Below are 26,456 nucleotides of genomic sequence, written 5' to 3'. Positions count from 1 at the left end.
TATGAAAGCAGCCGGTAAAGGTCCAGCACTACTTCGCCTGAACAACCTGAAGCGGGTGATGATGCAACTGCGCACCACCCGCATCACCTCCCGCCAGGATCTGGCATTAGCGCTCGAGCTGAGCAAAAACACCGTTTCACTGATTGTCGATGATTTGCTGGAAGCCGGGCTGATCAATGAGCTCGGCCCGGTTAGCGTGGCGTCAGCGGGACGACCGAAAATCGAAATCTCGCTGCGCGCCGAAAAGCTGAAAAGCGCGGGCATCATGGTGGAGCGCCAGGCGATTCACTGGCGCGTGTGCGACTATTTCTCGCAGGTGATTGCCGAGCAAACCTGGCGCACCGAAACCAGCGATCCCGAGCAGTTGCTGCATGAGCTGGTGGAAGTGTGCCAGACCTTGCACGCGGCGCATCCCGAGCTGCTCGGCGTGGCGATTGGTTTCCCTGGCATCATCGATCCGCATCGCGGCTGGGTGCATTTTTCCGCGCATTTGGGCTGGCAGGATGTGGATGTGATGACCATCCTCAGCCACGAGATGCCGCTGCCGCTGCGCATCATGAATAACGTCAAAGCGGCGGCGCTGCTTTCGGTGCAGCAACTCGAACTGAATAAGTCGCAAAGCCATTTCTATCTGCGAATTTCTGAAGGATTAGGTGGCGCGCTGGTGGAACACGGCGAAGTGTTTACCGGCAGCAGCTGGACGGCGGGCGAGATCGGCCATCTTATCGTGCAACCCAACGGCGAACGCTGTAGCTGCGGCCGCTTAGGTTGTCTGGAAACGCTGGTGAGCAAACCGGCCATTCAGCAGCAGCTGGCAAAACGCAAACCGGGCCTGCGCTGGCAGAATGGCGAGAGCGAACCGGAAATCCTGAAAGAGGTGATGACGCAGGCGGGCACCCACTTGGGCAACGCGTTGAGTCAGGTGATGCAGCTGGTGAATCCGGCCAGCATCATTATTGATGGGCCGTGGAATGCGCAGCCAGCGTTTGTGCAGGCGGTGCAGCAGGCGGCGCAGGCCGGTGCGCTGGCCTTTACCTTCGCCCATACCGCGCTGCATTTCCTGCCGCTGCGTATCGATCCCGCCAACGGCTTAGCGCTGGCGGTGATTGAGCAGTACGAACGCCTGAGTTAACAAGGGCGCCATAAAGGGTGCCCTGCAGATTCGTATCCTTACCGCTTAATGCCGTGGAATATCAAATGATTCGCTCGCCTTCACGGTGGACGTCGTCTCCGGCAACTCTGCTTCGACGTTAAATTTACGCAGCACCAACGCATGAATCTTCTCAAGCGACACGCCGGCCGTTTCTGGCAGATAGCGGAAGGTGAAGAAGTACATACCCAGCGAGAAGATCGCGAACAGCAACAGCGGGAAGCCACCGTGGAACATATCCAGCAGCATCGGGCTGCTGTTCATGATCGGGAAGGTGCTGCTGATAACAAAGTTGGCCATCGACATCGCGCAGATGGAAATCCCCACGCAAATCGAACGAATCTCGGTTGGGAACACTTCGCCCAGCACCGTCCAGACGATCTGCCCCCACGTCATACCGAAGAAAATCATGTAAGCGAACAGGCCAATAACCGCCAGCATACCCGGCAAATGGTAATAGAAGGCGATGAAGGAGTAGGTCAGGCACACGCAAGAGGTGATTGCGCCCAGCAGCAGCAGCTTACGACGACCGACTTTATCGATCAGCATCATCCCCGCCAGCACGCCAATAAACTGACAAATCGACAGCCAGAAGGTTTGCAGCAGCGCTGAGTCAGTGCTGCCCGCGACGTTTTTCAGCAAGGTTGGCCCAAAGTACTGAATGACGTTGATACCGCTGATCTGGTTACCCACCGCCAAACCGATGCCGACGATCAGCAATGGAATGGTGGTTTTATCCAGACGCAGACGCGATTTGTGCTGCTGCGCGGTTTTATCAGAAAACGAATGTTTGATTTCGTTGAACACGCTCTCGGCATGTTCGCGGTTAGAGATTTTGGTCAGCGTATCCAGCGCTTCATCGTACTTGCCTTTCAGCACGTTCCAGCGCGGTGATTCCGGGATAAAGGCGATGAACAAAATAAACAGCGCGCACGGCACCAGCGCGGTGGCGAGGATGTAGCGCCAGCCCATGTTGATCATCACATCCGGCAAGGTGGATTTGGTGATGAAGTAGTTGGTCAGCAACACCACCGATTGTCCGCCGACGCAGCACACCGCATAGAGCGCGGTGGTACGGCCACGAAACTTCGAAGGCGAAAGCTCGGCCAGATAGATAGGCGAAATTACCGACGCCAGGCCAATCGCTAATCCGCCAATCATGCGGAAGATGACGAACACGGTGAAGTTATGCGCCAGCGCCGTGCCGATCACCGAAACGGTAAACAGCAGGGCGGTGATGGCGAGGGATTTTTTACGTCCCAGCTTGTCGCTGAGGCGCGGTGCCATAAAGCAGCCGATCAAACTGCCGAGCAGGATATTGGAAACGGCCCAGCCGGTTTCAGCGGGCGTTAACTGGAAATATTCACTTAAGGGTTCGATTGCACCGGAGATAATGGAAGAGTCATATCCCATCAGCAGACCGCCGAATGCCGCGACAGTACAGCAGAGAATGACATACTTCATGTTGTAGCGTTTTTGCCTGGTATCCATTGTTATAGCCCCTTGTCTCTACGGCCTGAACGTTACTTGTCCAGAAAGAGGGTGGTGTAGGTTTCGATGTTCAACTTTTATTCACGCGAGGTCTTCGTGTTGGAATATATGTTCTAAATGATGGCATTTGGATCATTTTTTCCGAAAAGTGTGAAGGGGGTGGCGAAAATTGCCGAATAAGTCGTCAGAAGTATGCTTATAGCCCAATGAAATGATAGGTTTTTCATCAATTCACGCTGTGAGGGCATTGCAAAATTTGCTTTTTATTGGAATTTTTATTCTGTTAAACACGCGGGTTTGCCGGGTTTATTTCACCCGACTGAGCGCACGGGTGCGTTTCATTTTTTAACAGGCAACGGGCATAATACGTTGATTATCAGCCCCTCTTTGCGGACGTCGTAATGAAAACGCAGCGCATCACTCTGGACGATATTGCTACCCTGGCGGGCGTCACCAAAATGACGGTAAGTCGCTATCTGCGCACGCCGGAAAAGGTCAAAACGGAAACGGCGGAGAAAATCGCCAGCGTGATTGCCGAAATTGGCTACGTCGCGGATAGCGAAAATGTCGCAGCGACCAAACAGAACCCACCGCGCATCGGCGTGTTAATTCCTTCTTTTAATAATCAAATCTTTGCCGACTTGCTGGCGGGCATTGAATCGGTGACCAGCGCGCACGGTTATCAAACGCTGGTGGTCAATTACGATTACAACGCCCAGCGTGAAGAGGAGCAGATCGCCACGGTGCTGGCCTTTAACATCAAAGGGCTGATTCTGACCGAATCCGTGCACACCGTGCGCGCAGAAAAATACCTAAACGCCGCCAACATTCCGGTGGCGGAAGTGATGGGGCTGACCGAGGCGCGGGGACGCATCAATGTGGGCTTCGACAACTATCGCGCCGGCTACGACATGACGGCGATGCTGCTGGCCAGCGGCAAACAGCGCGTTATCTATTTTGGTTCGATGTCCGATCGCCGTGATGAGCAACGCTACGCCGGTTATCGCGATGCGGTTGAAGCGGCCGGGTTGCCTGCGGGCCGGATTGTGCCGAACAAGGTCTCTTCGGTATCGATTGGCACCGGCATGATGACGCTGGCGCGCCAGCTCTATCCGGAGATGGATGCGATTCTTTGTACCAATGACGATCTGGCGGTTGGCGTGCTGCAGGAGTGTCAGGCGGCGCGCATTGCCGTGCCACAAGCGATGGCGATTGCCGGTTTTCACGGGCTGGAAATTGGTCAGGCAACCACGCCACGCTTAGCTAGCGTGATCACGCCGCGCTTTGAGATGGGAAAAGTGGCGACGGAGATCATCCTGAAAAAGATCAACCAGCAGCCCACCATCGAGCAGGTCGACCTGCATTATCGCCTTTCAATGGGCGCGACCATTTAAATCACGGCGCATAGCGCAGATGAAGCAGCGGAAAAGGATTTCCCTGACCATCCAGCGGCGAGCGGCCGGTGATAACAAATCCCTGATGCTGATAGAAACCTAGCGCCTGCGGATTCTGCTCGTTCACATCCAGTTCGGTGACATTCATTTGTTCGATGGCGAAGCGCAGTAGCTGTTTGCCTATGCCGAGACCAAACACTTGCGGCGCGACAAACAGCATCTCCAGCCGATTATCCGCCACGCCGAGAAAACCGACGATGTTCTGTTGTTCATCGCGATAAACACGCAGCTCAACCATCGGCAAATATTGCTCGCGCACCAACGGGCGCAGAGCGCGGATATCCGCATCTTGCAGGAAATGATGCGTCGCCCGCACCGAGGCTTCCCATACCGTGGTTATCGCCTCGAAATCGCTCCTCTGCGCGGGGTAAATTCCTTTCATGGTGTTCTCCTTGATATTTTCGTGTCATATCCGTAAACGCTGATGATTAAGCTTTTGACTCGATGATAGCGCGATAAATTGTTGCCACTTCACTCCTTTGTTAGAGTGTGGTGAATTTTAGAGGAATGATTTATGCCGCGCGATAATCGCTTGTCCCGCTCGTTGCACGCACTGATACATCTGGATCGGCACGTTAAACGCGCCACTTCAGAAACGATGGCTAAAATGTTGGGCACTAATGCGGTGGTGGTGCGCAGGATGATGTCCGGCCTGCGTGATAAAGGGTATGTGGTGTCAGAAAAAGGGCACGGTGGTGGATGGGAGCTGCGTGTGGCGTTAACGGAAATATCCCTGCTGGATGTTTATCAGGCAATCGGCGCACCAGCGCTGTTTAGCATTGGTCCGGCTGCGGAGCCCTCGCCTTGTCTGGTTGAGCATGCCGTTGATGCGCAACTCGATCAAACCCTTAGCGAAGCGGAAGCGCTGTTGTTGAAGCGCTTTAGCCAAATTACTGTTGCCGATATTAGCGACGATTATCTGAGTAAAATGGCTAAACTTGGCCTCCCGTCCAATACCTTCCCTAAATGCAGTGAATAACCGATTTTTCCCGGTTATTCATCACATCGGTTAATCCTGTTTTTGTAAGGTGATTTGTGCTTCATGCTTCATGACGTGCGTAGTAATGGCCGCCTGGAAAACCTTAAACATCAAACCATTAATAAAGGTTGTTAGCGTGAGGGTGATAAATGCTGTCATCAGCCAGTCAGCAATTGCCATTCCGCTATGTAATAAATCAGGGTGATAAACCACCATGCCGAAAAATACCACCCAGTGGCTCATGCAATAGAAGCAATGAAACAAGTGACCCAATAATGCGTTCTTTTTAGCGGTCCATGCGCGTAATCCCGCGAATAGCTCAGTTTGGGTAATTGTCATGGAAATACTGGCCGATGCCAGTGCGATCGCCAGGCATATTGACAGGTTCGATATTATTAAGCTGCTCATACATTCTCCTTTTCATCTCAAAGTATCATTTCATGTAACTAACAATATTACATGATGCATTTGGCTACAAGATGCCGAAGAGTCCTAGCTGTAGGAACAGCCATAAATTGGCGAGTTATCGTTATTTATTGGCTTTTGACCATCACATAGCCAGTGAGCGTCTTCTTATAATGCTTATCAGTTAATCGCTGAAACCGAAATTTCAGAGCGCACTGATCGTAGCGGCGCAATTTATTGCGCGATAAATCGCGCCGCTACGGGATGTGCGACGATTTATCGGTATCACGGTATTCATTTCGACATCAGGAGGAAAGATGGATATGCACGCCGCCTTTATGCAGCAACTGATGCTCTGGATTGAGGACAACATTGAACAGAAACTCATTCTGGAAACCGTGGCGCGCCGCGCCGGCTATTCGCAGTGGCATCTGCAGCGACTGTTTCGCAGTTACACCGGCGTCGCGCTGGGTACCTATATTCGCGAGCGCAAGTTAACGGCTTCGGTGATTGCGCTGTTGAACAGCAATATGCCGCTGATGGATATCGCCATCAAATATGGCTTCGACTCGCAGCAAACTTACTGCCGCACCTTCCGCCGCATGTTCGACCTGCCGCCAGGCGCGTTCCGTCGCAAATATCAGCACAGTTTGCCGGACATTGATGGGCCTGCTAGTTTGCTGTTTTTGCATCCGCAGAGTCGGCTGGCGGCGTAAAGTATTTGCCGGGCGTTGAGCCAAACGCGCTGCGAAAAGCGCTGATGTAGCTGCTAACGCTGTCGAATCCGACCTGCCACGCCACTTGCTGCACACTTTTGCCCGCGGCCAATCCTTCCAGTGATTTGAGTAAACGTGAAACCTGGCGATAGCGCGTCAAACTCATGCCGACCGCGCTGGCCCAATGACGGCTGAGGCTGCGCGGGCTGAGTCCTGCCCAGCGCGCCAGTTCGGGCCCGGTACGCGTATCGGCGGGGTCGTCCATTAACAGGCGTGCAATCTGCAGCAAGCGCGGTTCCGCCGGCAGCGGTAACGTCAGCGGATGTTCGGTCGATTCATATAACTCATCCAGGAACACCTCGCACAGGCGATGGTAGCGCGCGCTGCCCCAGTGATCGGGCGACAAGGTTGCCAGTCTTTCCGCCAGCGGCTCCAGCACCGACGGGCAGGAAAGCAGGACGGGATGATCCGGCAAGGGTGCGGCCAGCGCGTCGTCCACCAATACTGTCCAGCCAAGCACCGGGCCCGGCCCGATGATCGCATGTTCAAAGTAGGGCGGAATCCAGCCCACCAGTCGCGGCGGATTGGCGAAAATACCCGACGGCGTTTTCACCGTCATTAATCCCTGCTTCAAACAGAAGAGCTGCCCGGCGGCGTGGCGATGGGTGAAGGTTTCACGGTCCAGCTGCTTCGCTAACGCAGCGGCAATCACTTTCGGCGCATCCGGCTGCAGCAGGCGCTGACGCAGCTCAGCCTGACGCGGATTGCCGGAAAAAGTCAGAGTATCAGTTGGATGGATTAGCATGCCTGGCTCCACAATGCGATGAAGGAGCAAAGTGGCGGAGATAGGTGGGGAAGTAAAGCGTGGGTGTGTATAAGTTGAGGAGTGAAAGGGCGGGATGCGGCCCAGCGGCGATCATTTCGATTTCTTAGGGATTGTCTGCCACTGCAGCAGACCGGCAATGTTGTTTTCACCTTCTGCCTCTTTTAAACGACGCTGTTGCTCGGCGAATTGACCGTATTCAGCCTGCGCTTTTTCATCGGCCATTTTCTTACTGATTGAACCTGCACCTTGCAGCACATCGCGATCGTTAAACTGCAAAAATTGATCGAGTTTGCTCTGCCAATCGCGAAGAAAAACCTGCTGGCGGCGGCGCGCTTGATCTTCTGCGAAATCCAGCCACATCGTGACCACGCGATTAAGCTCGCTCACTTCGTCCTGAACCAGATAATTTTTAGCCACGGTGACATCGCTTCTGCGCACCTCTTCACCTTTGAAACTGGTCAAACCCATATGAGGTTGGCTGGCGTTGGCGCGCAAATGAATCAGCTCGGCAGCGGTATAACCGGTACAGGCAAAGTGCAATTTGTTCTGAATGGTTTGAAAAAACTGCGTGGTCTCTTTGAGGGAAGGTTGATAGTCAGCCGCTAAGGCAAAAATCTCGCGAACGCGTAAATACATCCGACGCTCACTGGCGCGAATGTCGCGAATACGCTCCAGCATCTCATCGAAATAGTCAGGTACTGCGGATGAACCAACCGGCGGATTTCTCAGCCGCTCGTCGTCCATCACGAAGCCCTTGACCAAATATTCTTGCAGGGTTTGCGTTGCCCATTGGCGGAACTGAGTACCGCGTGCAGAGCGGACGCGATAACCTATGGCGAGAATCATTGGCAGGCTAAAGTATTGAACCTGATAATTTTTTCCATCGCTGGCAGTTGTTCGGTAAAACCGAACAACTGAATTTTCCAGCAATTCACCCTCTTCGAAGATGTTTTTGATATGCCCACTGATGGTCGCTTTCGCTTTATCAAACAGCTCACATATCATGGCCTGAGAAAGCCACAGAGTTTCGTTTTCAAAGCGACATTCAACCCGCACTTTCCCATCGCCGCTCGCAAACATGACAAATTCGCCTGCTGGTGATGGTGTGGATTGCTCCTCTGACATGTCGCCTCCGCTCTTTTAGGATCTGGTGCACAGTATGCCAGAGAGACGCAATGAAGCTCATTAGTCGATTGGCGATTATTTTATCAACTGCAGCGCAGCAGATTTGGTAAACGGTTGGGGTGCTCCGCAATTACAACCTCTTTATCAGCGTCTACAGTTAACCTATCCACCTTCCTTCACTAAGCCTCTGACACCATGAGCCTTTCTCTGATGCATTATCTTCGTGCGCGCCTGCGTTTGCTGATTTCGATTGTGGCTGGCGTGGCCTGTTATTTCTTCCTGCCTGCGCACCTGGGCATGTTGCAGCGTCTGCTGATTGGCTGGAACGTGCTGGCATGGCTCTATCTCGCTTTTCTGTGGCTGCGCATGCTAGGCACCGAGGCCAAAGATATTCCGCATATTGCTAAAATCGAGGATGAAAGCGCGACGCTGGTGTTGAGTATGGTAACGCTCACCTGCCTGGTCAGCATTCTGGCGATTCTGATGGAACTCACCACGCTGAAGAGCCTGACGGGAACGCCGCGCGTGCTGCATCTGCTGCTGACCGCGGCAACCTTGGTGGTTTCCTGGGCGCTGCTTCCGACGTCATTCGCCATGCATTACGCGCACCATCACTATCTGCGGCGCAGCAAGGATGTCACGCCGATGATCTTTCCTGAAAAGCCCGAGCAGCCGGGATACTGGGATTTTCTCTACTTCTCTTTCACCATCGCGGTAGCATCGCAAACCGCCGATGTGGCAACGGGCACCACGGATATGCGGCAAATCGCCCTATTACAGTCGGTGATTTCGTTTGTATTCAATCTGGCGATTTTGGGATTGTCGGTGAATGTGGGGGCGGGGTTGTTGAGTTAGCTGAATGAAACAAAAAAGTGGCGGAAGATCACAGGAGTCGAACCTGCCCAGGACCGCTGGCGGCCCCAACCGGATTTGAAATCCGGCCGCCTCACCGGAGACGACGATCTTCCTTTGAAGATGCCGCAGGAGTATAGCGACAATCACGGCGGAATTCTTGATCTCAGCCGTGCGTCACAGCACGTTTTCACCGTGAAGCTGCCGATACTCCTTCGGCGTATTGGCGTAACTCTTTTTAAACACCGAATAGAAATATTGCAGCGACGGGTAACCACACATTTGTGAGATCTCATTGATGCTCAGCGAAGAACACGCCAGCAGCTCGCGCGCTTTCTCCAGTTTTTCGCGGTGAATCATGGCGTGAATGGTGTCGCCGGTTTCATCACGGAAGCGTTTTTCCAGATTCGATCGTGAGATGCCGATGGCATCCAGCACCTGTTCAACTTTAATGCCTTTGCAGGCGTTGAAGCGGATGTAATGCATCGCCTGAATCACTGCGGGATCGTGCAAGGAGCGGAAATCGGTGGAGCGGCGCGCAATAACTTTCACCGGTGGAACCAGAATTCGTTGCAGTTGCAGAGGCTGATTATCCAGCAGGCGATGCAGCAGTTTTGCCGCCTGATAACCCATCTGGCGTGAACCCTGCGCCACGGACGAGAGCGCCACCCGCGACAGATAACGCGTCAGTTCCTCGTTATCAATCCCGATCACCGTGAGCTTCTCCGGCACCGGAATTTTGAGGTATTCACAGGCCTGCAGCAGATGGCGCGCACGGGCATCGGTGACGGCGATAATGCCGGTTTGCTGCGGCAGGGTTTGCAGCCAGTCAGCCAGACGGTTTTGAGCGTGCTGCCAATTTTCCGGCGCGGTTTCCATGCCCTGATAAACCACGCCTTGATAACGCTCGCGCGCCACCAGCTGGCGAAACGCATGTTCACGCTCTTGCGCCCAGCGTTTGCCGCTGGCTGCGGGCAAGCCATAGAATGCAAAGCGGTTCACGCCTTTCTCTTTCAAATGCAAAAAGGCGCTCTCGACCAGCGCGGCGTTGTCGGTGGCGATGTAATGCACCGGCGGATAGTCCTGCGGCTGATGGTACGATCCGCCAACGCCGACTATCGGCACCGACACGTTCGCCAGCAGTTTTTCAATCGAGGGATCGTCGTAATCGGCGATAACCCCGTCGCCCAGCCATTCACGGATATTGTCGATGCGGCAACGAAAATCCTCTTCAATGAAAATGTCCCAATCCGTTTGTGATGCCTGTAAATACTCACCGACGCCCTCAACCACCTGGCGGTCATAGACCTTATTGGCGTTGAACAGCAACGTAATGCGAAAGCGTTTCTCATGCATCGTGGCGCACTCTCCTAAATCGACAGCACCTTGCATAGCATGGCATGACGGACAGCAGAAAGAATTTGCACCACATTGTGATCCCCCACGCGATTACACCCGGCGGCGCGTCGCGGTATCCATCCACACTGCCAGCAGCAGGATTGCGCCCTTGACGATGTACTGCCAAAAGGTCGGGACATCCATCATGCTCATGCCGTTATCCAGCGACGCCATGATAAATGCGCCGATGACCGCGCCCGCCACCGAGCCAACGCCGCCCGCCAGGCTGGTGCCGCCAATCACGCAGGCGGCGATGGCATCCAGTTCGGCAATGTTGCCTGCTGAAGGCGAACCCGCGCCAAGGCGTGAGCTCAGGATCAGGCCAGCAATCGCCACCATCACGCCATTGATGGCGAAGACCGCCAGCTTGGTGCGGGCCACATTAATACCGGAAAGGCGCGCGGCATCCAGGTTGCCACCGATGGCATAAATCCGGCGACCAAAGGCCGTGCGCGTCGCCATAAACATGCCGCCGAGCAGCAGCAGCGCCAGCAGCAAGACCGGCGTTGGCACGCCGCGATAATCGTTGAGCAGCCAGATCGCGCCTAACACCAAAACAGCGGTGACAACCTGCCGCACCAGCGCTCCGCTGACGGAAGTTTGCGCGAGACCAAGCTGTTGGCGACGCAGGCGCAAGCGCCATTGCCAGAGGATAAAGAGCGCTAGGCCAGCAAAGCCGAAGCCAAATCCGATCCCGCCGGGCAGATAGCTTTGGCCAATCTGCGACATCGCCGGGCTGGTAGGCGCTACCGTGGTGCCATCGGTGATGCCGACCAGAATGCCGCGAAACGCCAGCATCCCCGCCAGCGTGACAATAAACGACGGAACTTTGCGATAGGCCACCCACCAGCCGTTCCAGGTGCCGAGCAGCAAACCCATCACCAAAGTCACGACGATGGTGAGCGGCAGCGGCCAACCGAGCCAGACGTCAAAGATAGCTGCAGCACCGCCGAGCAACCCCATCATCGAACCCACCGAGAGATCGATCTCCGCAGAGATAATGACGAACACCATGCCGACCGCAAGAATGCCGGTGATGGCGGTCTGGCGCAGCAGGTTGGAAACATTACGTGCGCTGAGCCAGGCACCGTCGGTGGTCCAGGTGAAGAACAGGGCGATTAGCACAATCGCACCCAGCATCACCAGCACCTGCAGATTTGGCAGCGAGAATTTACCTGGCGCACCTTTACCCGGCGTAGTGAGGCCGCGTTGCGTACTTTCGGTCTTAAACATAGTGTTCACTCCGCAGGGCGGCTTCCATCACCTGCTCCTGAGTCAGGTTATCGTTAATCAGATCGGCTTTGATTTTGCCTTCATGCATCACCAAAACCCGATCGCTCAGGCCCAGCACTTCGGGCAGCTCAGACGAAATGACAATCACGGCAATCCCTTGCTGCACTAGCGAATTGATCAGCAGATATATTTCCTGGCGCGCGCCCACATCAATGCCGCGTGTAGGCTCATCAAGAATTAAGATTTTTGGATTGAGCAGCAGGCATTTAGCGAGGATCGCTTTCTGTTGATTGCCGCCGCTCAGGCGACCAATCGGCAGTTCCGCCGACGAGGTTTTCACCCGCAATCGCGTAATGGCCTGATTAATTGCCTGTTGTTCCTGCGCGTCATCCAGCAGCGAAAGCCGGGGGCTAAATTGGTCCAGCGCGGCCAGCGTAATGTTTTTGCCCACGCCCATTAGCGGCACGATGCCATCCTTTTTGCGATCTTCCGGCACCATCGCGATGCCGTGCGCGATGGCGGCGCGGCAGTCCTTGATACGGACTTTCTTGCCGTTGATATGAATATCGCCCTGCCAGCGTCCCGGCCAAACGCCAAACAGACACTGCACGGTTTCGGTTCGCCCGGCACCAACCAGCCCGGCAATGCCAAGAATTTCGCCGCGCTTCAGGCTAAAAGAGACGTTATCCACCCGGCGGATATGGCGGTTGATGGGATGCCACGCCGTGAGGTTCTCTACCTGCAACAGGTTTTCGCCAATCTCGTGTGGGCTATGCGGATAGAGCGCCGTCAGCTCGCGCCCGACCATCATGGTGATGATGTCATCCTCACTCAGCCCGGCGGCCGCGCGGGTCGCGATATGCTGACCGTCGCGGATCACGCAGACGGTGTCCGAAATCGCTTTTACCTCGTTGAGTTTGTGCGAAATGTAGATGCAGGCGATGCCATGTTCGCGCAGGTTTTTGATGATGCTAAGCAGCACCTCCGTTTCCTGTTCGGTGAGCGAAGAGGTCGGTTCGTCGAGGATCAGCAGGCGCACCTGTTTATTCAAGGCGCGTGCAATCTCCACCAGCTGTTGCTGGCCTAATCCCAGTTCGCCGACGCGCGTATCCGGCGATACCTGCAGCTTGACCCGCTCCAGCAGCTGCTGGCAACGCAACGTCATGGTTTCGTCATCCACCATGCCGAAACGTCCCAGCTCTGCGCCGAGGAAAATGTTCTCCATCACCGTCAGCTGCCGCACCAGCGCCAGCTCTTGATGGATGATCACGATCCCTTTGCGTTCGGTATCACGAATGGTCTGCGCCTGAATCTCGTCGCCCGCAAAATGGATACTGCCTTCAAAGTCACCGTGCGGATACAGCCCGCACAGGATCTTCATCAGGGTCGATTTCCCCGAGCCGTTTTCGCCGCACAGCGACATCACTTCACCGGCTTCCAGCTGCAGGCTCACGTCATCCAGGGCTTTCACCGCGCCGAAACGCTTGGTGATATGGTTCATTTCCAGCAACATCGGCCTCTCTCCTTTACGGGCTCGCGCCTCAGAGTTCGCTCTGCTTGTGGAAGCCGTCTTTGACTACCGTGCTTTCAATGTTGTCTTTGTTCACCGGAATAGGATTCAGCAGGCGCGATGGCACATCTTTCAGGCCATTATTCAGCTTGCTGTTGCTGGCGGGTTGTTTGTCGTCACCGAGTTCCACCGCGATTTTGGCTGCTTCAGTCGCCAGTTCGGTGATGGGTTTGTAAACCGTCATGGTTTGCGTGCCGTTCATAATGCGTTTGATGGCGGCGAGATCGGCATCCTGGCCGGAGATCGCGACTTTGCCGGAAAGTCCCTGCGCGCTTAATGCCTGAATCGCACCGCCTGCGGTGGCATCATTCGACGCCACAACGGCATCAATGTGGTTGCTGTTTGCGGTTAAGGCGTTCTCCATTATTTTCAGCGCATTTTCCGGCAGCCACGCATCAACCCACTGATCGCCGACCACTTTAATGCTGCCATTATCAATATAAGGTTTTAACACTTTCATCTGACCGGCACGGAACAGGCGCGCGTTATTATCCACCGGCGAGCCACCCATCAGAAAGTAATTACCTTTTGGTACTTGCTTCACAATACTTTCGGCCTGTAATTCGCCCACTTTCTCATTATCGAATGAGATATAAAAATCAATATCGGCGTTATTTATCATGCGGTCATACGCCAACACTTTAATGCCTTCACGTTTCGCTTCTGCCACCACGTTACTTAAAACCTGGCCGTTATAAGGAATGATGACCAATACATCGACGCCACGATTAATCATATTTTCAATTTGCGACATCTGCGTTTCTTCGTTGCCGTTGGCCGATTGCACAAACACTTTGGCGCCCAGTGATTCGGCTTGTTTAACAAAGATATCGCGATCTTTTTGCCAGCGTTCCAGACGTAAATCATCAATAGCCATACCGATTTTGACTTCTTTAGCGCTACCCGCGTGACTAAACAGGGCCAGAGCCGCGCAGGCGGCCAACAGTGATTTTTTCATGTTCATGGTATTAATCCTGTAGGTTGAGGCTGTTGTCGTTGTAAGGCTGATAACCAGGCCGATGAATTGTTGCCCTGAGTTTCAGATGACATCAATTACTGATTTTTATCCGGCTATTACGTTTTTTGGTTTATTTGCGATTTTATGAGCGCGATCGATATTTCAACGCTTTCAGAAAAAACGACGTGAGAGAGGCTGAATGAAAATAACGACATTATTTTGCGAGCTGGCGCACAAATAATAATTATCTTACGTTGAGTGTTAAATATCGTAATTGAGCAGCAGTAAATTACATCATCACAATAACCGCTCAAAGCTGACCATTCGGGTCCTCATGCTAAGGAGCTAACTATGCACGCCTATTTCGACCAGCTTGATCGCGTTCGTTATGAAGGGAGTAATACCCGCAATCCTCTGGCGTTTCGTCATTACAACCCGGACGAGGTGATTCTCGGTAAAACCATGGCGGAGCATCTGCGCTTTGCAGCCTGTTACTGGCATACCTTCTGCTGGAACGGCGCGGATATGTTTGGCGTTGGCGCGTTTGATCGTCCGTGGCAGAAGCCGGGTGATGCGCTTGAGCTGGCGAAGCAAAAGGCCGATGTCGCCTTTGAGTTCTTCCATAAACTGAATGTGCCTTATTACTGCTTCCACGATGTGGATGTCTCACCGGAAGGCGATTCGCTGAAAAGCTATCGTGAAAATTTCGCGGTGATGACCGATAAATTACTGGAGAAACAGCAGGAAACGGGCGTGAAACTGCTGTGGGGAACCGCCAACTGCTTTACCCATCCGCGTTACGGTGCGGGTGCGGCGACCAATCCGGATCCGGAAATTTTTGCCTGGGCCGCCAGCCAGGTGTGCAGCGCCATGCAGGCCACGCAAACTCTGGGCGGCGAGAACTATGTGCTGTGGGGCGGACGCGAAGGGTATGAAACCCTGCTGAATACCGATCTGCGTCAGGAGCGCGAGCAGATTGGCCGGTTTATGCAGATGGTGGTGGAGCACAAACATAAGATCGGTTTCCACGGTATGTTGCTGATTGAACCTAAGCCACAGGAGCCGACGAAACATCAGTATGACTATGATGTCGCGACAGTTTATGGCTTCCTGAAGCAGTTCGGGCTGGAGAAAGAGATCAAAGTGAATGTGGAAGCCAACCATGCGACGCTGGCGGGGCACTCATTCCATCATGAGATCGCAACGGCCATTGCGCTGGGCATTTTTGGCTCGGTGGATGCTAACCGTGGCGATATACAGTGTGGCTGGGATACCGACCAGTTCCCGGTCAGCGTGGAAGAGAATGCGCTGGTGCTGTACGAAATTATCAAAGCGGGCGGATTTACCACCGGCGGCTTAAACTTTGATGCCAAAGTCCGCCGCCAGAGCACCGATAAATATGACCTGTTCTACGGCCATATCGGCGCAATGGATACCATGGCGCTGGCGTTGAAAGTCGCGGCACGCATGGTGGCGGATGGCGAGCTGGATAAGCGTGTGGCGCAGCGCTACAGCGGCTGGAACGGCGAGTTCGGACAGCAGATCCTGAAGGGAGAATTTTCCCTTGCCGCGCTGGCGGAACAGGCGCAGCAACAGCAATTTAATCCACAGCATCGTAGTGGACGCCAGGAACAGCTGGAGAATCTGGTGAATCACTACTTGTTTGATTTTTAACTTTTCAGGAGCGCAGCATGGTTATCGGCATCGATTTAGGCACCTCCGGCGTGAAAGTGGCATTGCTGGATGCGCACGGCAAAGTGATTGCAGTGGAGAGTGCGCCGCTGGAGGTGTCGCGGCCGCAGCCGTTATGGAGCGAGCAAGATGCCGAAAGCTGGTGGCGGGCGACCGATCGTGCCATGCAGGCGCTGGCCCAGCAGCACGATCTCAGCGGCGTGAAGGCGATTGGCCTGAGCGGGCAGATGCACGGTGCCACCTTGCTGGATAGCGAGAGTCGGGTGCTGCGTCCGGCGATTTTATGGAATGACGGGCGTAGCGGCGAGCAGTGTCAGGAACTGGAGAAGCGCGTGCCGGATTCGCGTCGCATCACCGGCAACCTGATGATGCCTGGCTTTACCGCGCCTAAGCTGCTGTGGGTAAAACAGCATGAGCCGCAGGTTTTTGCTCAGGTGGCTAAAGTGCTGCTGCCAAAGGATTATCTGCGCTTGCGCATGAGCGGTGAGTTCGCCAGCGACATGTCGGACGCGGCGGGAACGATGTGGCTGGATGTGGCGCAGCGCGACTGGAGCGATGAGATGCTCAACGCCTGCGATTTGCAACGCAGCCAGATGCCGCAACTGTTTGAAGGCAATCAGATCACCGGCACCTTGTTGCCAGATGTCGCCGCGCGTTGGGGCATGCAAAGTGTGCCGCTGGTGGCGGGCGGTGGCGATAACGCGGCGGGTGCGGTGGGTGTCGGCATGGTTGAGCCGGGACAAGGCATGCTGTCGCTCGGCACGTCGGGCGTCTATTTCCTGGTGAGCGACGGCTATCTCAGCAATCCACAGCGTGCGGTGCACAGCTTTTGCCACGCGCTTCCGCAGCGCTGGCATCTGATGTCGGTGATTCTCAGCGCGGCTTCCTGCCTCGATTGGGCGGCGGCGCTGACCGGCTGCGCCGATGTGCCGCAACTGCTAAGTGAGGCGGAAAAAGCGCGCAGCGATGTGCCGCCAGTGTGGTTCCTGCCCTATCTTTCTGGCGAGCGCACGCCGCATAACAATCCGCAGGCGCAGGGCGTGTTCTTTGGTTTAACGCATCAGCATGGCCGACCAGAACTGGCGCGCGCGGTGCTGGAAGGCGTGGGCTTCGCGCTGGCCGAAGGCATGGATGCGGTGCATGAGTGCGGCGTGCAGCCGAAAACCGTGATGCTGATTGGCGGCGGCGCGCGAAGTGCGTACTGGCGTCAGATGCTGGCGGATATCAGCGGGCAAACGCTGGATTATTGTCATGGCGGCGAAGTCGGTCCGGCGCTGGGTGCGGCGCGACTGGCGCAGCTGGCGGTTGATCCGGCGAGCGAATGGCCGTCGCTGGAACTGGCGCAGCGGCATCAACCGGATGCGACGCGGCATCAGGCGTATCAGCCACAGCGCGAGGTGTTTGCGCGCTTGTATCAGCAGTTGCAGCCGTTGATGTCTTGATGTGGGAGGGTGATGGCTGGATTTGGCAGGGTGTTGGGGTTTTTATCGGGTATGATTGGGGGTTTGTGTTAAATGTAGTGGCCTGATTTGCCCTCACCCTAGCCCTCTCCCGCAAGCAGGAGAGGGAACCGATCGAGAGTATACGCACGATCAGCTCCCTCGCCCGTTTACGGGAGAGGGTTGGGGTGAGGGGGGAAAAACACACCAAACCCAACCGGAGCTCACCATGCCGCAGTCCGTCTTCTTTCTCGTGCTTCCCGGCGTGATGGCGCTGGATCTCACTGGCCCCGCTGAAACCCTGCAGCTGGCCGACGGCCACTTCGCGCTGCACTACATCGGCCCGCAGCCGAGCGTGCTGTGCTCCACCGGCATGACCCTCGCCGACATCGCGCCCTTGCCCGCGCAACTGCCGGCAAACAGCCTGCTGGTGGTGCCTGGCGTACACGATTCGCGCGTCTGTTTCGACACCGAACCGGCCGCGAAAGCTCGTGACTGGCTGCGCCAGCAGCAGGCGGCGATTACCGATCAGCGCATCACGCTGGTGTGCATCTGTTCCGGCGCACTGCTTTCAGCGCAGGCGGGGTTGCTGGATGGCATCCAATGCACCACGCATCATGATGTGTTACCGCGTCTGAAAGCGGCAGCGCCAGCGGCGTTGGTAAAAGATAACCGGGTTTTCGTCGAAGATGGCGGCATCTGGACCAGCGCGGGCATTACTGCGGGTATCGATCTGGCGCTGCATCTCATCAATCGGCTGTGCGGCGCGCCGCAGGCATTGAAAGTGGCGCGCGAAATGGTGGTGTGGTTCCGCCGTTCCGGCGACGATCCGCAACTGTCGCCGTGGCTGCGCTATCGCAATCACATGCATCCGGCGATTCATCGCGCGCAGGATGTGATGATTGCCCATCCCGAACATGATTGGTCGCTTACCGCGCTGGCCGAACGGGCGCACGTCAGCGAGCGTCATCTGACGCGCCTGTTCCGCCAGCATCTGGGCATCAGCGTGCGCGAATACCACGAACAGCTGCGCTTAGTGATTGCGCGGCAACGCCAGCAGCAGGGCGAAGCGGCGGAGAAAGCGGCGCTGGCCGCCGGATTCTCCTCGGCACGCCAGCTGCGCCGCGCGCACCAGCGCTGGGACGATCAGCTCACCAGATGACGCTTATCCACGCGTTGTAATCCCATCGCCAGCAGCAGGCTACCGATCAGCGTCGTGCCCATCACCCACGGCAAATCGAGCCACGGGCGCGACATGTCGTCGTAGTGATGGGTACGCAGAAAGTGGATAAACAGCGCGTGAAAACCGTAGATCGGCAGGGAATAGCGCGAGAGGGTGGCGAGCCCCGGCAGCGCGCGCTGATTCAGGGTGTTTTTGAACAGAATCAACAGGCTGATGGCGGCAATAAACACCAGCGGCCCGCAGTAGAGATACCAGGTATCGTTGAACGCGCCGTTGATTTTCAGCATCTGTTTGGTGCCGAGCGCAATGCCAATCACGCAGGCCACAAAGCCCAATCCCGCCAGCCAGCTGACGCTGTGCTTGTCGGTCTCCATACAGCCAATCGCGCGCCCGAGTAGCGCATACAGCAGGTAGTAAATGCTGTCGCCGCTGACATACAGATTCACCGGCAGCCAGTGGAACGGTCCCAGCGATTGGCTCACGGTATTCGGATTCGCCAGCACCGCCAGCACGATCACCAGTATCGCGACATAGCGCGGTGCCACGCTTTTCACCTGAATCAGCGGGGATAACAGATAGATGCCGATAATGGCGAAGAAGAACCACAGGTGATAGAACACCGGTCTTTGCAGCAGTTTGAGCAGCGATCGACCTTCGCTGATCGGCGTCAGCCAGGTGATATAGGCCAGCGCCACCGCGTTGTAGAACAGCAGGCACAGCACGATGCGCAGCAGATGCCGCCCTTGTGCGCTGCGTTCGCCGAAAAACAGATAGCCTGAAATCATAAAGAACAGCGGCACACAGACGCGTGACGCTGAGTTAAGCAGGTTCGCCACATCCCAGCTCAGGCCTGTTACCGCCATCGGCCCGGTGATGTACCAGGTTGTGGTGTGAATGACGATCACCATCAGACAGGCAACCGCACGTAAGTTGTCGATCCAGTAAATTTTTTGCTGCATGGCACCCTCTTGCATTGGCTGCGAAGAAGGGTAGCCAGTGAGCCGCGCGCCAACAACCTTTAGCGTTGTAATTCAGATCACTCTGTTATTCGACACTCGACACCAGAATCAATTCGCGCGCACTGCATAGCGGCGCGATTTATCGCGCAATAAATTGCGCCGCTACAATGTGTGCTTCGTTGTTAGACGGTGACAGCCGTTAATCACGCACCAAAAACGTCTCGATCACCGCTTCGTCGGGTTCAACGCCGAGGCCTGGCTCGCTCGGCAGCCACGCGTAACCGTCGGCGATGCGCACCGGATTCTTCGCCAGCGAGCGGCTGATTTCGCCCGGCTCGACGCAATACTCCATCACCAGCGCATTCTCAATCGCGCAGAGGAAATGCAGCGAGGCGGCGGTATTAATGTCGGTGGTGAAGTTGTGGTTGCACACTTTGCGTCCACGGCTGTGCGCGTAGCTGGCGATCTCCATTGCCTGCGTAAAGCCGGTGCGCGTCAGGTCGATCTGCACGATATCGATGCCGCCTTCATCTATCAGGCGCTGGAAACCCGTTACCGAACACTCTTGCTCACCAGCGGCGATATGCTGCTGGCAGGCGGCGGAGACCTGGCCGTAACCCGCGTAGTTATCGGGATGCAGCGGCTCTTCAATCCAGAACAGATTGAGGTGTTCATAGCGCTGGCTGCGGCGGATGGTGGTTTTCGCATCCCACACGTGGCCGACGTCCAGCATCAGATCCACATCGTCGCCCATCGCTTTACGCAGGGCGTCGAGATAGCGCAGATCCAGCGCTTCGTCAGTGCCAAACGGCTCCCAGCCAAACTTCACGCCGCTATGGCCGGTATCCATCGCATGCTGCGCGCGCGCGACCGTCTCTTCCACGCTGAACTGGAACATGTTGGAGGAGTAAACGCGCATTTTATCGCGCATGGCGCCGCCCAGCAGTTCAACAATCGGCTTGCCGAGTGCTTTACCTTTGATGTCCCACAAGGCGATGTCGATGCCGGCCATCGCCTGTAGTACCGCGCCGCTGCGGCCGTAATAGAGGGTGGCTTTGTGCATCTTCTTCCATAAACGGCCGGTTTCCAGCGGGTTTTCGCCGATTAACAGCGACTTCAGGCCGGTGACCATGGTGTGCGAATAGGGCGCTTCAATGATGGCTTTGGTGACATACGGGCTGCCATCCACTTCGCCCCAGCCGGTGATGCCGGCATCGGTGGTGATTTTGATCAGCAGCGCATCCTGAGAGCTGTCGGTGCGCTGCTCAATCACTGGCAGGCGCAGGTAAAACGCCTCAACGTTAATGATTTTCATGGTGTTTTCCCTGGTGTAAAGGCAAGGCGAAATTAGCCGAGAGCGGAACGGTGCTGTCGGCGCTGTGTTATCAGGGTTTCGTAATCCACGTCCAGCGCCTGAATGCGGATGTGGTTCTCAACCTCGTCGGTCATTTTGGCGATGTCGCCATCGGCAAAGACATTAATCAGCCGCTGATGCTCCTCAATGATGTCGCTCATCGATTTGCCCATGGTGGAGAGACCGAAAATCACCGTCAGCTGACGGGCAATCGACTCCCACAAATTGCTCAGCACCGGGTTGTGCGCGAAGCTGCACAGCGTGCGGTGGAAATCGGTATCGGCGGAGGCAAAACCGTAAACGTTATCGCTTTGCATCATCGCCTGCATCTGCGCCACGCCCTGATAGAGCTGATTTAGCTGCTCAGCGCTGTTGCGTCCGGCCTCAATTGCCCGGCGACAGGCCAGCGTCTCCAGCGGGATGCGCACATCGATAATCTGCTCCAGCCGCTGATGCGAAATCTCCATCAGGCGGATACCTTTATACGGCTCGCTGGTGACAATGCCCTGGCTCTCCAGAATGCGCAGCGCTTCGCGGATTGGCACGCGGCTCATGCCGAGTTTCGCCACCAGCTCGGGTTCTGCGATGCGGTCGCCGGGCAGGATCAGGCCGCGCGAGGCGGCGCTGAGAATGGCATCCACGGCGTGATCGACCAGCGTGCGCGGACGCGCGCTATTCCAGCTGTTATCGGTGGCCGCGTCCTGCGCCAGCGGGGCGCTGTTTTTACGACGAGCGGTAGAGGGTTTTCCTGCCATGTTGTTTATCCTGTTTAAACCTGTCGGGTCACGAATTGACCGAAGCCGGGTTCAACCTGCATCTGGTCATCCTGGAATACCGTGACGCCACGAATCAATGTGCGCACCACTCTACCCTGACAGCGCATCCCTTCAAATGCGCTCCACTTGCCGAGTCCCTGAAAATTGGCGCCGCGCACCGTCCAGCTTTGGCTGGCGTCGTAGAACACCAAATCGGCGTCGAAGCCGGGCGCAATCGCCCCTTTTTTGCCCCACAGCTGGAAGGCTTTGGCCGGGCCGCTGGCGGTCATGCGCGCAAACTCGCTGAGCGCCACGCCACGTTCAATATGGGCCGCGCTGAAGAACATCGGGCTGAGGGTTTCCACGCCGGTGAGGCCCATGCCCGCCTCCCAGATGCTGGCTTCACCCGCCTGTTTTTGTGCGGGCGTGTACGGACAATGGTCAGAGGCGATCATGTCGATATCGCCGCGCAGCAGCACCTGCCACAGCGCATCCACCACCGGACGTGGGCGGATTGGCGGGCCGCAGCGCGCGTTGGGGCCGATGCGCACCAAATCGTCTTCGTCGAGCAGTAAATAGTGCGGACAGGTTTCGAAGCTGGCGCGTACGCGGGTTTTGGCAGCGACAATGGTTTCCGCCGCGCGCGCCGAGCTGACGTGCACGATATGGCAGCGCGCGTCGGTCTCTTCGGCAATCGCTAACACGCGTCCCACCGCTTCGATCTCGGCGATTTCCGGCCCCGCCAGCGCATGAGCGCGCGCATCTTTGCGTCCGGCGCGGCGCTGTTCGCTGCCGGCACCGATCAAAATCTCGTGATTCTCAGCGTGCACGCCAATCAGCCCGTCGAACGTGGCCAACTCGCGCATGGCGCGCAGCAGGCCGTCATCGTCGAGACGCGGCAAACCTTTCTCGTCGGTGGCGTCGCCGTTGGGTGCGCCGCTGCACAGGAAGGCTTTGAAGGCCAGCGCACCGGCCTTATTCAGCGCCGCCAGTTCATGCACGTTATTTCCATCTAACCCAGCCCACAGGGCGTAATCCACCGAGCAGTTGTCTGCCAGCCAGCTTTTTTTGGCGCTGAAGTTAGCCAGCGATGTGGCCGGTGGCAGAGAATGCGGCATCTCGACGATGGTGGTAACGCCGTGCGCCGCCGCACCGCGCGTGCCTTCACGCAGCTCCTGTTCGGGAAAATCGTGCGAGCCGGTGAAATGGGTATGCACGTCAATCGCGCCGGGCACGATGATCAAGCCACGTGCATCGATCACCTCGTCAACGCCGTGCGTGATGGCGTTAGGCGATAACACGCCACTGATCTTGCCGTTTTCGATCAGCAGATCGGCCAGTTCAGCGCGGGTTTCTGTCACCACCAAACCATTAATAATCAGCTGTTTCATCATTCTGCTCCTGCCTGCGTCACCAGCGCCGCATACGGCACCGGCTGTGACGAATCGAGCCAGCCGATAGCAGTTAACAGCTGGCTGAAATGCGCAAACTCAGCGCGCGGAATCACGCAATCTGGCGGAAACACACCGGCCTGTTGATAGGCCGCGAGGCCGCGCACCAGCGCCTCGCGCGGATAATCGGGGTAAAACGCCTGCACCTGTTGCGCCAGCGCAGTGGCGTCATGGTTGGCGATCCACGTCAGCGCCTGCGCAATGGCGCGGGAGAAGGCGGCGAAAGCGGTGGCTTTCTCCTGCAATACATCGGTGCGGGCGATGTAGGCGCTCCAGGGTACGTGGCCGCACACGCTGGCGAGGCTGCTGATGTTGTGGAGTTGTCCGGCGGCGATGGCGGGCGCCAGCATATGCATGGCGTGCAGCGCATAATCCGCTGCCCCCTGGGCCACGGCGGTGAAATCATGCGCCTGGTCGCCGCTACCGGCGATCAGCTCAACGTCACCCTGCAAACCGTGACGCGCCAGCAGCCAGCGGAACGTCAGCGTGGCGGTGCCGACATTGCCGACATCCAGCACACGTTTGCCGCGCAGATCGCTGAGCTGAAAATCGGGCTGCGCCTGCGCCGCCGCAAGAAACCACGGATTGGCCGCCACCGAGGCGCAGAAACACTGCAACTCTGCACCGTGCTGCTGAAAATGCTTCATCACCACCATCGGGCCGCCCAGCGTGAGATCGGCGTCGCGATTCAGCACTGCGGGAACCTGGCCGCCTTGTACCGTATGCCCGCCTGATTCACTGGTGGTGAAGATCACCTGCAGCTGCTGTGCGGCGAACAGGCCGAGGCTGTGCGCCAGATAGTGCGCGCAGTAATAGATGCGGGATTCGCTGGCATCGCCTTGGTTGAAAATCAGTGTCTGCATCAGTGGCGCTCCTTGGTGATAAAGCTGCCGTTCAGCGCCGCCATATCGCTGACGCCGCACCAATGACTAATGGCCGTAACTTCATTGATCCAGCCGGAAAGCAGATCGAACACCGCGCTCTCGCCACCGGCGACTAAAGCACTGATGATCGGGCGCACGCTGAGCGACAGCGACGCGCCAAGACAGCGCGCCACCACCGCATCGCTGCCGCAGCGTACGCCGCCATCCAGCAGCAGCGGCAGCCGCGTCACCGCTTGCAAATCGGGCAGCTGATCGACCGGCGTAGCCCAGCGCGCGCTCTGGCGCAGGCCGATGTTTGAGGCAATCACTCCGCTGACGCCGTGCTGCGCGGCCTGCGCCGCATCGTCATGATGCAGAATGCCTTTTAGCCACAGCGGAAGCTGGCGATCGGCGCAGTGCGCCGCCACCTCATCAATCTCCTGCCAGCGCCACACCGGGAAAGCCGGCAGCGGCGCAACACCCGGCTGCGTGCCGCCGATGGTGTGCCAGCCGCGCTGTTTCAGGGCGTCGCCGATAGAGAAGCCGCCGGGCTGTAACCCGGCCACCGGATGCACCGGCGCCAGCACCGTGAGCACGATATTTTTAAATCCGGCCTGCGCGGCCTGGTCGATCAAGGCGTTGATGCGGCCGACATCGCCCGCCGCGCGCAGTTGCAGCCAGCAGCGGTCGTATTCGGCACCAATCTGCTCCAGCGTTGTGACGCTCTCTTCGGAGATCACCAGCGGCAGTTGCAGACGTTTGCAGGCGCGCGCAATCGGCAGCACCCCTTCTTCATGGAAAATACGGTCACCGGCAAACGCGCCGACGCCAATCGGCGCGGACCAGTTTTGCTGGTGCAGGGAAATCTGCGTATCGATGCTTTCATTGCCCTGCAGCACGCGCGGTAACAGACGAAAGCGGCGCAGCGCCTGCTGATTGGCATCGGGTTCATTACCCAGCGCATCGGCCGGTTGGCCCTGCATATAGCGGAACAGCGCATCGCCGAGGCGCTCGCGTGCCGTGAGTTCAAAGCGCGTTGGCATGTGGCGCCTCCGCAGCATTTTCATGTTCAAGGAAGGTGGCAAAAGCCGGCGTTTGCGGATTTTGCAGCATCGTCGGCGGGCCTTCTTCAATCAGCGCGCCATCCTGCAGGAACACCACCCGATCGGCAACGCCCGCCGCAAACGCGATGTCGTGGGTGCTGATGATCATGGTGATGCCGGTCTGCGCCAGGCTGCGCATGGTTTGGTTCACTTCGCGCACCAGTTCGGGATCGAGCGCGGAAGTCGGTTCATCAAATAGCAGAATTTGCGGTTCTGCCGCCAGCGCGCGCGCAATGCCGACGCGCTGTTTCTGTCCGCCAGAGAGTTCGTGCGGCAGCGAGGCGGCGAAATCACCGAGTCCTACCATTTTCAACGCGCGCATCGCTTTGCCGCGCGCGATTTCCGGCTGTGCGCCCTGCACGCGCAGCAGAATGCTCATCACGTTTTCCAGCGCGGTAAGATGATCAAACAACGCGAAGTGCTGGAACACGATGCCAATGCCCGACTTGGCGCGGTTGACCGGCAGATGTCGCGGCGCCAGTGCGCGACCGTTTTCGTCGCTGCCCATGAAGTGGCCTTCGGTCTGAATGGTGCCGCTGCTGCGTGGCGTCAGCGCCAGAATCGATTTCAGCAGCGTACTTTTGCCCGAACCGGAGCGACCAAGCAGCACCACCACTTCGCCGCGACGGACGGTTAACGACAGCGATTTCAGTACCGCTTTACCGGCGTAGTCGACGCACAGCTGATTCACTTCCAGCACCGGCGCGGCGGTTTGCGTATCCCAGCGCCGTTTTGGTAGCTGCATCGGCATCACGTCTGCTTCCGGCGGCAGTTTCGCCAGGCGCGCGCGTGCCCGACGCGCACGTTCATCAAGGTTGTAGAACTTCTCCAGCCACCACTGACCGCCCGCCAGCAGCGTGGAAAGAATCAGGTAGATGCCGCCCGACGCGACCAGCACCGGAATAAACAGGAAGTTTTGCGACACAATCGCCTGGCCGCGCATCGTCAGCTCATTGACGCCCACCACCGAAGCCAGCGAGGTGGATTTCAGCAGCCCGACAGTTTCATTGCCCATGGTGGGCAGAATGGCGCGCAGCGCCTGCGGGATCACCACGTGAATCATCTCTTTGCTGCGCGAATAACCGAACGCCTGCGCCGCCATGCTTTGATCGCGATCGGTCGCCATAATGCCGCCGCGAATGATTTCGGCGCAGAAGGCGGTTTCGTTGATCATCAGGGCGATAAGCGCGCTGGTGAACGGGCTCAAACGCAGACCAAATTCCGGCAGCACGTTGTACAGCAAAATCAGCTGCAGCAGCACCGGCGTGCCGCGCAGCGTATAGATGTAAATCTTCACCGGCACGCGAATAAACCCGTGCTTTGAGCTGCTGGCTAACGCCAGGAAAAAGCCAATCACAATGCCGCCCGCCAGCGCGCCAATCAGCAGCTGCACGGCGATAACAGCGCCTTCCCACAAGTAGGGGAAAGTCAGGTACTTAAGAAAATCATCCAAGGCGTTATCCTCCTCAACGCCTCGGTTTCGTCACCGAGGCGGCTGAG

Annotated in this window: 24 protein-coding genes and 1 tRNA gene; 8 read left to right on the top strand and 17 right to left on the bottom strand. The window is 56.9% G+C overall.

What is annotated here, in order from left to right; genetic code table 11:
- The first annotated feature begins 1 nt into the window (after position 1).
- On the top strand, positions 2 to 1,132 hold the full coding sequence (locus PZBJ_RS19560) for an ROK family protein (protein WP_101763869.1): 1,131 nt from the start codon (positions 2 to 4) through the stop codon (positions 1,130 to 1,132).
- Positions 1,133 to 1,177: 45 nt separating this feature from the next.
- Here PZBJ_RS19560 and PZBJ_RS19555 read toward each other — a convergent pair whose 3' ends face one another.
- Positions 1,178 to 2,641: a sugar porter family MFS transporter gene (locus tag PZBJ_RS19555; RefSeq protein ID WP_101763868.1), complete on the bottom strand. Its 1,464-nt coding sequence runs from the start codon at positions 2,639 to 2,641 to the stop codon at positions 1,178 to 1,180.
- Positions 2,642 to 3,042: 401 nt separating this feature from the next.
- On the opposite strand from PZBJ_RS19555, the gene PZBJ_RS19550 reads away from it, so the two are divergent.
- Entirely contained in the window at positions 3,043 to 4,035 is a 993-nt protein-coding gene (locus tag PZBJ_RS19550; RefSeq protein WP_101763867.1) for a LacI family DNA-binding transcriptional regulator, read from the top strand.
- A gap of 1 nt (position 4,036) precedes the next feature.
- Here the strand turns inward: PZBJ_RS19550 and PZBJ_RS19545 are convergent, their stop codons facing one another.
- Complete coding sequence (locus tag PZBJ_RS19545; RefSeq protein WP_101763866.1) at positions 4,037 to 4,477, bottom strand: acetyltransferase; 441 nt, start codon at positions 4,475 to 4,477, stop codon at positions 4,037 to 4,039.
- A gap of 132 nt (positions 4,478 to 4,609) precedes the next feature.
- Here PZBJ_RS19545 and PZBJ_RS19540 point away from each other — a divergent pair, with 132 nt between their 5' ends.
- The gene (locus PZBJ_RS19540; RefSeq protein ID WP_101763865.1) at positions 4,610 to 5,074 is read left to right on the top strand and encodes an Rrf2 family transcriptional regulator; all 465 of its coding nucleotides are present in this window, start codon (positions 4,610 to 4,612) and stop codon (positions 5,072 to 5,074) included.
- A gap of 30 nt (positions 5,075 to 5,104) precedes the next feature.
- Here the strand turns inward: PZBJ_RS19540 and PZBJ_RS19535 are convergent, their stop codons facing one another.
- The gene (locus PZBJ_RS19535; RefSeq protein WP_192414310.1) at positions 5,105 to 5,482 is read right to left on the bottom strand and encodes a DUF1360 domain-containing protein; all 378 of its coding nucleotides are present in this window, start codon (positions 5,480 to 5,482) and stop codon (positions 5,105 to 5,107) included.
- A gap of 314 nt (positions 5,483 to 5,796) precedes the next feature.
- Between PZBJ_RS19535 and PZBJ_RS19530 the strand changes: the two genes are divergently transcribed.
- The gene (locus PZBJ_RS19530) at positions 5,797 to 6,195 is read left to right on the top strand and encodes a helix-turn-helix domain-containing protein (protein WP_101763864.1); all 399 of its coding nucleotides are present in this window, start codon (positions 5,797 to 5,799) and stop codon (positions 6,193 to 6,195) included.
- Here PZBJ_RS19530 and PZBJ_RS19525 read toward each other — a convergent pair.
- Together PZBJ_RS19525 and PZBJ_RS19520 are read right to left on the bottom strand one after the other, a co-directional pair.
- Entirely contained in the window at positions 6,152 to 7,000 is an 849-nt protein-coding gene (locus tag PZBJ_RS19525) for an AraC family transcriptional regulator (RefSeq protein WP_101763863.1), read from the bottom strand. The genes PZBJ_RS19530 and PZBJ_RS19525 overlap by 44 nt on opposite strands.
- A 111-nt stretch (positions 7,001 to 7,111) precedes the next feature.
- Entirely contained in the window at positions 7,112 to 8,146 is a 1,035-nt protein-coding gene (locus tag PZBJ_RS19520; RefSeq protein WP_146001308.1) for a virulence RhuM family protein, read from the bottom strand.
- Between the two features lie 195 nt (positions 8,147 to 8,341).
- On the opposite strand from PZBJ_RS19520, the gene PZBJ_RS19515 reads away from it, so the two are divergent.
- Positions 8,342 to 9,001 carry a DUF1345 domain-containing protein gene (locus PZBJ_RS19515; RefSeq protein WP_101763861.1) on the top strand — a complete coding sequence of 220 codons (660 nt, stop codon included), beginning with the start codon at positions 8,342 to 8,344 and terminating at the stop codon, positions 8,999 to 9,001.
- Positions 9,002 to 9,019: 18 nt separating this feature from the next.
- On the opposite strand, the gene PZBJ_RS19510 is transcribed toward PZBJ_RS19515, so the two are convergent.
- The 5 genes from PZBJ_RS19510 to xylF all read right to left on the bottom strand — a co-directional run bounded on the left by PZBJ_RS19510 (position 9,020) and on the right by xylF (position 14,163).
- Positions 9,020 to 9,114: transfer RNA gene (locus PZBJ_RS19510), tRNA-Sec, on the bottom strand.
- Positions 9,115 to 9,175: 61 nt separating this feature from the next.
- Positions 9,176 to 10,354 carry a D-xylose utilization transcriptional activator XylR gene (gene xylR / locus PZBJ_RS19505; RefSeq protein ID WP_061719296.1) on the bottom strand — a complete coding sequence of 393 codons (1,179 nt, stop codon included), beginning with the start codon at positions 10,352 to 10,354 and terminating at the stop codon, positions 9,176 to 9,178.
- Positions 10,355 to 10,447: 93 nt separating this feature from the next.
- Positions 10,448 to 11,629 (bottom strand): xylose ABC transporter permease XylH, encoded by a 1,182-nt coding sequence (xylH, locus tag PZBJ_RS19500; protein ID WP_101763860.1) that lies wholly within the window; start codon positions 11,627 to 11,629, stop codon positions 10,448 to 10,450.
- Positions 11,622 to 13,142, bottom strand: coding sequence for a xylose ABC transporter ATP-binding protein (locus PZBJ_RS19495; protein WP_101763859.1), 1,521 nt, complete (start codon positions 13,140 to 13,142; stop codon positions 11,622 to 11,624). The genes xylH and PZBJ_RS19495 overlap by 8 nt, the downstream gene beginning before the upstream one ends.
- Before the next feature lie 28 nt (positions 13,143 to 13,170).
- Complete coding sequence (gene xylF / locus PZBJ_RS19490) at positions 13,171 to 14,163, bottom strand: D-xylose ABC transporter substrate-binding protein (protein ID WP_101763858.1); 993 nt, start codon at positions 14,161 to 14,163, stop codon at positions 13,171 to 13,173.
- A gap of 345 nt (positions 14,164 to 14,508) precedes the next feature.
- Here xylF and xylA point away from each other — a divergent pair, with 345 nt between their 5' ends.
- From xylA to PZBJ_RS19470, 3 genes are all read left to right on the top strand, one after another.
- Positions 14,509 to 15,831 (top strand): xylose isomerase, encoded by a 1,323-nt coding sequence (gene xylA / locus PZBJ_RS19480; RefSeq protein WP_101763856.1) that lies wholly within the window; start codon positions 14,509 to 14,511, stop codon positions 15,829 to 15,831.
- Positions 15,832 to 15,848: 17 nt separating this feature from the next.
- Positions 15,849 to 17,291 carry a xylulokinase gene (gene xylB / locus PZBJ_RS19475; RefSeq protein WP_101763855.1) on the top strand — a complete coding sequence of 481 codons (1,443 nt, stop codon included), beginning with the start codon at positions 15,849 to 15,851 and terminating at the stop codon, positions 17,289 to 17,291.
- Positions 17,292 to 17,517: 226 nt separating this feature from the next.
- Positions 17,518 to 18,450, top strand: a complete 933-nt coding sequence (locus PZBJ_RS19470; RefSeq protein ID WP_101763854.1) for a GlxA family transcriptional regulator — start codon at positions 17,518 to 17,520, stop codon at positions 18,448 to 18,450.
- On the opposite strand, the gene PZBJ_RS19465 is transcribed toward PZBJ_RS19470, so the two are convergent.
- The 7 genes from PZBJ_RS19465 to PZBJ_RS19435 form a co-directional block, all read right to left on the bottom strand.
- Complete coding sequence (locus PZBJ_RS19465; RefSeq protein ID WP_101763853.1) at positions 18,435 to 19,430, bottom strand: acyltransferase; 996 nt, start codon at positions 19,428 to 19,430, stop codon at positions 18,435 to 18,437. The genes PZBJ_RS19470 and PZBJ_RS19465 overlap by 16 nt on opposite strands.
- A gap of 199 nt (positions 19,431 to 19,629) precedes the next feature.
- Positions 19,630 to 20,745 carry a mandelate racemase/muconate lactonizing enzyme family protein gene (locus PZBJ_RS19460; protein ID WP_101763852.1) on the bottom strand — a complete coding sequence of 372 codons (1,116 nt, stop codon included), beginning with the start codon at positions 20,743 to 20,745 and terminating at the stop codon, positions 19,630 to 19,632.
- Positions 20,746 to 20,777: 32 nt separating this feature from the next.
- On the bottom strand, positions 20,778 to 21,539 hold the full coding sequence (locus PZBJ_RS19455; RefSeq protein WP_101763851.1) for a GntR family transcriptional regulator: 762 nt from the start codon (positions 21,537 to 21,539) through the stop codon (positions 20,778 to 20,780).
- A gap of 14 nt (positions 21,540 to 21,553) precedes the next feature.
- Positions 21,554 to 22,930 (bottom strand): dihydroorotase, encoded by a 1,377-nt coding sequence (locus PZBJ_RS19450; protein WP_101763850.1) that lies wholly within the window; start codon positions 22,928 to 22,930, stop codon positions 21,554 to 21,556.
- Positions 22,930 to 23,853, bottom strand: a complete 924-nt coding sequence (locus tag PZBJ_RS19445) for an ABC transporter substrate-binding protein (protein ID WP_101763849.1) — start codon at positions 23,851 to 23,853, stop codon at positions 22,930 to 22,932. Before PZBJ_RS19445 ends, PZBJ_RS19450 begins: the two co-directional genes overlap by 1 nt.
- Positions 23,853 to 24,896 carry an alpha-hydroxy acid oxidase gene (locus PZBJ_RS19440; protein WP_101763848.1) on the bottom strand — a complete coding sequence of 348 codons (1,044 nt, stop codon included), beginning with the start codon at positions 24,894 to 24,896 and terminating at the stop codon, positions 23,853 to 23,855. Before PZBJ_RS19440 ends, PZBJ_RS19445 begins: the two co-directional genes overlap by 1 nt.
- Complete coding sequence (locus PZBJ_RS19435) at positions 24,880 to 26,409, bottom strand: amino acid ABC transporter permease/ATP-binding protein (protein WP_101763847.1); 1,530 nt, start codon at positions 26,407 to 26,409, stop codon at positions 24,880 to 24,882. Before PZBJ_RS19435 ends, PZBJ_RS19440 begins: the two co-directional genes overlap by 17 nt.
- Positions 26,410 to 26,456: the final 47 nt, after the last annotated feature.

This window comes from Pantoea endophytica (assembly GCF_002858935.1).
Taxonomy (GTDB): Bacteria; Pseudomonadota; Gammaproteobacteria; order Enterobacterales; family Enterobacteriaceae; genus Pantoea; species Pantoea leporis.
This window is presented reverse-complemented; position numbering and strand designations above follow the sequence as displayed.